The organism is Cobetia sp. LC6, from assembly GCF_030264805.1.
GTDB lineage: Bacteria > Pseudomonadota > Gammaproteobacteria > Pseudomonadales > Halomonadaceae > Cobetia.
Window position 1 is genome coordinate 1 of the sequence record NZ_JASSPL010000050.1, and the last position, 291, is coordinate 291.

Sequence of the window (291 nt, forward strand, 5' to 3'; positions counted from 1 at the left end):
TCGACGGTCGCACCCGGCTCACCGGTGCCGGCGAGGGTCGTGCCATCGGTCTCTTCGAGCACTGGGGCTTCGGGCGCAGTGGTGTCTTTGACGCTGTCAGCAGTGAAGTCAGCCGCGTTGCCGGCGTCATCAGTGACGGTCAGCGTCGCGGTCAGCTCGCCTTCTGCCAGACCGGACAGATCCTGGCCAGCGACCGTCAGGGTGGTGCCATCGACAGTGATATCGGCGGGGTCGACGGTGACGGAGCCACCTTCGCCGTCGGTGATCACCAGCTGGACGTTGCTGCTGTCC

The 291-nt window shown here is 66.3% G+C and carries 1 protein-coding gene; it reads right to left on the minus strand.

Translation table 11 applies throughout. From position 1 onward, the window contains the following. A partial coding sequence (locus tag QQF40_RS17070) for a hypothetical protein (protein ID WP_285462041.1) occupies nt 1–291 on the minus strand: 291 nt, incomplete at both ends.